Consider the following 748-nt stretch of genomic DNA (forward strand, 5'->3'; position numbering starts at 1 on the left):
TCATCGCGTCGATGGCGAGGATCTGCCGCGCCATCTCGCGAATCGCCGAGCGGCCCGCCGACAGCCTCGCGCCGGCGTGGCTCGGCCGGCCAGTCGCCTCGAGATTGAAGCGCGCGATCGCGTAACGTCCGGTGGTGACGCCGTTGTCGGCACGGCCGGGCTCGGGCACCAGCACGTATTTGTTGCGCGCAGCCTCTGCCTCGATGATGTCGCGTGTCGAGGGCGTACCGACCTCCTCGTCCGGCGTGAACAGCACGGTGATCGGCAGCGGCGTGGTGAAGGCGGCGCGCGCCAGCTGCCGGATCGCTTCCAGCGAGAGATAGTTGCCGCCCTTCATGTCGTAGATGCCGGGGCCGTAGCACTTGTTGCCCTCACGGCGCCATTTCAGCTTCTCGATGGTGCCGACCGGGTGGACGGTATCCATATGCCCGGCGATCAGGATGCCCGGCTCGCCCTGCTTCGGATGAGGAAAGCGCGCACGGATCACGCCGCCAAAGCCCTGTCGGCCGGCGATGCGTTCGATCGTCGCACCCATGATGGCCATATCCCGGGCTGCGATATCGAGCATGCGGTTCACGGCGCTCGCATCCCAGGTCGGGCTCTCGCATTCCACCCAGCCGCGCAGGCCTTCGAGCATCGCCTCGGAATCGAAGGGAAGATTGGCTGGATTCATCGTAATGTCTCTCAAGCTTCGAAAGATGGAACGCGCATTGCATCGGCGCGGGGCAGGACACGCGGCGAGCGTTGT

1 protein-coding gene is annotated in these 748 nt (G+C 65.9%); it reads right to left on the bottom strand.

Annotated features, from left to right (window positions below; genetic code table 11):
• Positions 1-673 (bottom strand): M20/M25/M40 family metallo-hydrolase (locus tag AC1D00_RS43810; RefSeq protein ID WP_477015029.1); only part of this gene is annotated, 673 nt, incomplete at its 3' end.
• Between the last annotated feature and the right edge of the window lie 75 nt (positions 674-748).

Source organism: Bradyrhizobium sp. P2_E8 (genome assembly GCF_056403875.1).